Origin of the sequence: Novosphingobium naphthalenivorans NBRC 102051, from assembly GCF_001590985.1 — a bacterium.
Lineage (GTDB): Bacteria > Pseudomonadota > Alphaproteobacteria > Sphingomonadales > Sphingomonadaceae > Novosphingobium > Novosphingobium naphthalenivorans.
The window spans coordinates 1-5,497 of sequence record NZ_BCTX01000146.1 but is presented as its reverse complement, the minus strand read 5'-3'; the positions used below and the strand labels follow the sequence as shown (position 1 = coordinate 5,497).

At 57.5% G+C, this 5,497-nt stretch carries 8 protein-coding genes; 7 read left to right on the top strand and 1 reads right to left on the bottom strand.

Going from position 1 to position 5,497, the window contains the following annotated elements:
* The 4 genes from NN5_RS23905 to NN5_RS23890 form a co-directional block, all read left to right on the top strand.
* A partial coding sequence (locus NN5_RS23905) for a YHS domain-containing protein (protein ID WP_217998767.1) occupies nt 1-474 on the top strand: 474 nt, incomplete at its 5' end.
* Complete coding sequence (locus tag NN5_RS23900) at nt 464-754, top strand: DUF5676 family membrane protein (protein WP_067739073.1); 291 nt, start codon at nt 464-466, stop codon at nt 752-754. The genes NN5_RS23905 and NN5_RS23900, both read left to right, overlap by 11 nt.
* Nucleotides 755-766: 12 nt before the next feature.
* A complete protein-coding gene (locus NN5_RS23895; protein ID WP_084385141.1) occupies nt 767-1,387 on the top strand; it encodes an NAD(P)/FAD-dependent oxidoreductase in 621 nt (206 codons plus the stop codon).
* Complete coding sequence (locus NN5_RS23890) at nt 1,384-1,899, top strand: hypothetical protein (protein ID WP_067739069.1); 516 nt, start codon at nt 1,384-1,386, stop codon at nt 1,897-1,899. The genes NN5_RS23895 and NN5_RS23890 overlap by 4 nt, the downstream gene beginning before the upstream one ends.
* An 89-nt stretch (nt 1,900-1,988) precedes the next feature.
* Here NN5_RS23890 and NN5_RS23885 read toward each other — a convergent pair whose 3' ends face one another.
* Complete coding sequence (locus NN5_RS23885) at nt 1,989-2,870, bottom strand: Crp/Fnr family transcriptional regulator (RefSeq protein WP_157081312.1); 882 nt, start codon at nt 2,868-2,870, stop codon at nt 1,989-1,991.
* A 320-nt stretch (nt 2,871-3,190) separates the two neighbouring features.
* On the opposite strand from NN5_RS23885, the gene NN5_RS23880 reads away from it, so the two are divergent.
* The 3 genes from NN5_RS23880 to NN5_RS23870 form a co-directional block, all read left to right on the top strand.
* Nucleotides 3,191-3,508 (top strand): NifB/NifX family molybdenum-iron cluster-binding protein, encoded by a 318-nt coding sequence (locus tag NN5_RS23880; RefSeq protein WP_067739066.1) that lies wholly within the window; start codon nt 3,191-3,193, stop codon nt 3,506-3,508.
* A gap of 221 nt (nt 3,509-3,729) precedes the next feature.
* A complete protein-coding gene (locus tag NN5_RS23875; protein WP_067739063.1) occupies nt 3,730-4,059 on the top strand; it encodes a hypothetical protein in 330 nt (109 codons plus the stop codon).
* A 142-nt stretch (nt 4,060-4,201) separates the two neighbouring features.
* The coding region (locus NN5_RS23870) for a porin (protein ID WP_157081311.1) at nt 4,202-5,497 on the top strand (1,296 nt) is incomplete at its 3' end.

The window sequence follows — 5,497 nt, the reverse complement described above, 5'->3', positions numbered from 1 at the left end:
CGGTGTTCTCAGTTTGAGGCTCTCATCGATGCGACAAGCACTGAGACGCTGCGCAAAGACCCCGACACGCAGAGTTCGAGAGGAAACCGCCATTCGCAGCAGCATCAGGAGGTGCGACCGATGGACACCCTGTTGTACTTTCTCGTTTTCGGAGCGCTATTCTTCTTCATGATGCGCTTTGGCTGCGGAGCCCATGTGACAGGGCATGGACATGGTCATGGGCATCACATGCATGGGGATGGCGGTGAGCATGGCCCAAGCCACCACTCGCCCGCCTGGCAGCCCCCGCCGCAGGGTACGGACCCCGTCTGCGGAATGACGGTGAATCCGGGCGAGGCCAAATCGAGCGTGTTCGATGGCGCGGTTTATTACTTTTGTTCGGAAAAGTGCCGGCTGAAATTTGAAGAGGATCCAATGCCTTTTCTGCAGGGCGGATCTGCCGGTCAAGTCATGGAGAACTCAAATGGCGGCTGAAACTTCCTCCACCGGAACTGCGAGAACTGTCCCCGTTCTCGCGCTGGGCATGGCCCTTTCGCTGTTCCTCGTCATCTCATACCTGCTTTGCATCGCTTTGTACTTCCTGTCACCCGGCATGGTCGAAGGTCATGCGATGCTCGTACTGTTCCTGCCCGGCTTCAAGCTGCTGAGCTTGCCGAGTTTCATTCTCGGCCTTGTTGAAAGCTTCGGCTACGGCTGGTTCATTGCTCTGGTCTTTGCACCCATCTACAATTTCTTTGTCGTGCGCTGGCCCTGACGGTCGCTCGCAGTGACTGGAGATACGACAATTGTCGGCGCAGGACCAGCGGGCCTCGCCTGCGCCATAGCTCTGGCGCGGGTTGGCCGCTCCGTTGTGGTTCGCGAATGGCATGATCGCGTCGGTGCGCGATTTCACAACGACTTTCAGGGGTTAGAAAACTGGACCCGCAACGAGGACGTGTTGCACGAACTCAAGCAAGCCGGAATCGATACAAAATTTGAAAAAGTAGCCGTGTCGGCGGGAACCGCGTTCGATGCCAAGGGCCGCCGCTACAGCCTGAACAGCGAATGGCCGCTCTATTATCTGGTCCGACGTGGTTCCGGCCAAGGAACGCTTGACCGCGCCCTGCTCGCACAGGCCATTTCACTTGGCGTCGAAGTTCGGTTCGATGACAGGGTACGGGAGGCAAAGGAAACCGACATCCTGGCAACAGGACCGAGAACTGCGGACGCAATTGCTGCAGGCTATGTGTTCGAAACGGACATGGCCGAGGGAAGCTGCTTGCACTTGATGATGACCTGGCTCCGTCCGGCTACGCATACCTTTTGGTGTATGGCGGCAGAGGGACAGTCGCCAGTTGCATGTTCAGAGGGTTTCGCGAGGAAGCCCAGCATGTTGCCCGAACGGTGAAATTCTTTCGCGATCGCGCCGGTCTCGTGATGAGCAACCCCAAGACGTTTGGCGGCTATGGAAATTTTCGATTTCCGTACACGGCGCAGCAGGGCGGTCGCCCCGTCATCGGAGAGCAAGGAGGCTTTCAGGATCCTCTGGCCGCCTTCGGGATGCGCTACGCTTTGCGATCGGGCATACTTGCCGCCCAGAGCGTCATTACGGGCGCGTGCTATTCCGATCTATGGCAGCAGTCTCTCGGCCCCCTCATGAAAGCAGGAGCGGTCAACAGATACCTGTTCAATCTGGGCGGGGACGCGCTTCGCTGTCTTGCCCTGTCGAGGCTTGAGCATCGTGATGCGCGGATTGGGTTGCAGCGAGCCTATCGTCCATCGCTGATCAGTGCCTTGCTGTTTCCCTTCATCAAAACGCGCATAGGCGTTTCATTGGAGGATCCGAGTTGCAGCCATGAGAACTGCGATTGTGTCTGGTGCCGATCCGTCGCCCAAGGAAACGCACCAACCTGCTGCTGAGGCTGAGCCATTGTCCGCAGTGGGTGTCTGAGAGCCTCAATTCCCGAGGGTGCGCGCCAAATCAACTGCGAGAACCGGAACGAAGCCGTTCAAATCACCGCGGGCGATCGCTTTGTTTCGTGTGCGATGGACAAAGCCCTATTCGCTCCGGCTTGATCCTTTTGCAGAGTGGCGTTGCAGCCTCCGGCAATGCTGTTGCCAGGGTCATCCGTTTGCCGAAAGGAATTCATCCAGTTGACCAAGAGGTCCGGATCGGTCTCCGCAACTTCCATGAGTTTGTCGGGATTCAGGATGCTGAGGCGCCGATAGTGAAGCTCGACAATCCCTTCCGAACGCAAGTCGCGCAGCACCCGGTTTACATGAACGCTGCTCAGACCCACTGCGTCTCCCACATGTTCTTGGGTCAACGGCAGATGCATGTCATTGATCTGCTCGCCCGGCCATTGCGCCCGGCAGCGAACAAACAGTTCCAGAATGAGGTGGGCGACGCGCTGATGTGCGGAATGCCGGCCCACGCTCGTCAAATGATCATAGGCCAGACTACGATCACGGGCAGTGAGCCAGGCGAGACGCAATCCAAGATCAGGAAGTTGCCGACACAGCTCGATCAACGCCGAATGCCGGATCGCACAGACGGTCGCCTCTGTGAGGGCCTGGACGCCATAGCTCGCCCTTGCACCCGCCACGGACTGAAAGCCGATTACCGCACCAGGCAAAATGAAATCCAGTATCTGTCGGCGTCCGTCTTCAAGAAGCGCATAGCGAAAGGCCCAACCACTGGTGAGATTGTAAATGGAATCGCAGGGCTGGCCGATGGGTAATATCTCCTGTCCCGGCTTGAACCGGCGATCGCCCGATCTACGTCGCTGCAGCAGCGAAAAATCGGCTCCGGCGATATCGCTGCAAAGGCCGTCACGCCGCGCCAGGCAGGTCCGGCACTGGTCCGGTAGAGATTTGGCGTTTCGCAGCATACCCAGCCTCCGTGAAATCACGCCCGCTTCATCAAATTTAACACATTCTCTTCAAGGCCGAAAATTCGGTGGTCACCTTGACGTAGGTCAATGCCGTTATTTCAATGTGGTGGGTATTTGCGAATACGTAGTTCCCGCAATCAAGATTCCTCTTGTGGCGCAATAATTTGATCGCTGTTCTCTTGCAGCCGGGATAAGCCTTGATACGCCAAGAGTGCGACGAAAATGTTTGATCCAGTTCATAGTTTCGCCAGGCTCGGAGTTCCAAATTTCCACCCGTGAGCAAGTCGAATCACATATCGTCATCCAAGGAGGGCATCGTGGACGGCATTACTGCGGTGACCGTCATGCGCAGCGGCGCCGACTATATGCTGTGTCCGTTTTTCGGGAAGTGCGATGGGCTTTTGACAGTTTCGACCGGGACTATTGCCGTCCAGTTCATACCAAACCCTTTGCGTAGCGCGGAACGCCTGTCCGACCTGATTATCGACGCTGGGGTGTCACGCGTCATCTGCGGGTTCGTGCCGGCGTCTGAGCAACAACGGCTTGAGGCGGCGGGCGTTGACGTGCGTCTCGGCTCCTGCACCTGCGGAGTAGATCAATTGATCGTCGATTTCGCGGATCTGCCCAAGGCTTGAAGGCTGGGTTTCCCGGCCGGCCTGTTGGCCGCGCTGCGCTCTCGAACACCATGGTCGATCCGGGGCAATGGGAGCGCTTCAATTCCCAGGGGGATAGTTGATGAAATTCTTTGAGGGCTGATCCGCTCGCGAACGTATCTGTTCCGGGGAGCGCCGAATTCCGGCGCGGTGAGAACGATTGACCAAACGCTCATGAATTTCGATGTTCAACAGGATCGGCGATGAGTTCCGGCGGGACCGAAGATGGCATGTCCCAAGAGGGCATCACACCGTTCCTACGTGTCCTGCGGCTGATCCTGCACTCCTTCCTGCGCCAGCGAATGGCATGGCCGGGCCACCGCCCCGAGGACATGGACATTGCTTTTGACATAGAGACCATGGCCGGTACGGTCGGACTTTCCACTGGAGATATGGCAGCCGTGCTTGACCAATTGATCGGTGGCGGACTGATCTTCTGGCAAAATGGCGTGCTTCGGGTCATGGACCCGGACGGTCTTGTCGATGCAGCAAGGGTCGATCCAGCTCAGCTCTCGGACTGGTTGTCGAACTGATGATATTACGAATTATCAATATCTTAATCGCAAATCTGCGAATTCTCTAACCTGAAGCAAGGATTCGCATGCTCCACCTGCGAGATATTTTGGATCGCTGACATCTTCCGGGCAGTCAGCCTCAGGCAACGCAGGGGACGCTATGCGCATTTGGCCGCAGCAAACGGATAGAAGTCATTCCGATATCAGAGACGCTCGCAGCGCTCCGGCGGTCAAAGCCATAGGGCTCGCCTTTGCGGCATTCGGCTTGTCGCAGCCACTACCCGCCCTTGCCCAGACCCAACCCTCGATCGCCGATCTGGAAAGGCGCGTGGAAGCGCTCGAAGCGCAGGTCAGGCAGGCGGCACAAGCCGAACAGGAACTGCAAGCTCTCAAGGCTGAACTGGCTGAGGTCAAAGGCAGGACAGCCAAGGCGGAAAGCGATGCCTCGCAGGCGCAGAGCACAGCAAATCAGGCGCAAAGTGACGTGACGAGGGTTGCTGCGGTCAATCCTGCGCCGCCTGACGACAATTCGCTGATTCGGTTTCAACTCACCGGCTCGGTAGTCGCTGATTTTTCGGCGAACGACGCCCCCGGTTCGCACAGTTCCTTTGGTGAAGCCAAATTCCTGCCAATCTTCCTCGCGAGCTATGGGGACAGACTGCTGTTCGAGGGACATATGGAAGTGTCTTCGACGTCGGACGGTGAAACCGATACGTCGCTCGAATATGCCCAGTTGGACTTCCTCGTGAACAAATGGCTCACAGTCACCGCCGGCAAGTTTCTGACGCCCGTTGGCCAGTTCCAGCAATCGCTGCACACGCCCTGGATCAACAAGCTGCCAACGCGACCGGTCGGTTTCGTCGAAGACGGCGGTGATGAGCCATTGTCCGATATCGGCGTCATGGTTCGCGGCGGTTTTCCGGTAGGTTCCATGAAGGCTACCTATGCTGCCTTCGTCGGCAACGGGCCGCGCATGGGCGATGCTGGACCGGTTCTCGAAGGTTTCGGCGGTGACGACAATTCCGACAAGGCCTTCGGCGGCCGTGTGAGCATCTTTCCCATACCCCATCTCGAACTCGGCCTGTCCGGCATGCATGCACGGATCAAGGGTTTGGAGGCCGTGTCCGGCACGGTTTCCCAAGCAGACTATGCGCTGATCGGCGGCGATTTCGCATTCACGAAGGGCTATTGGGACATCCGCGGTGAATATATCCATTCGCGCCTTGATGCGATCGCCAGTGCCTTGACCCCGGATGATCTCCTGCCAACCGACATTCCCAGGACGACATGGAATAACTGGTATGTTCAGGCAGCCTATCGGCTCGCCGGGATTTTCGACAATCCGATCGTCGCAAAGATTGAGCCCGTCGTCCGTTACAGCCAGCTTCGCGTCAATGGCTTCTCCGACTTTCAGGAGAATGAGGAAAAGCGCTGGTCAGTTGGCCTGGACTATTGG

Excerpts from the sequence above, each read along its gene's own strand:
- NN5_RS23875 (WP_067739063.1), top strand. The coding sequence starts at position 3,730 with ATGAGTTCCGGCGGGACCGAAGATGGCATGTCCCAAGAGGGCATCACA.
- NN5_RS23900 (WP_067739073.1), top strand. The coding sequence starts at position 464 with ATGGCGGCTGAAACTTCCTCCACCGGAACTGCGAGAACTGTCCCCGTT.
- NN5_RS23885 (WP_157081312.1), bottom strand. The coding sequence starts at position 2,870 with ATGCTGCGAAACGCCAAATCTCTACCGGACCAGTGCCGGACCTGCCTG.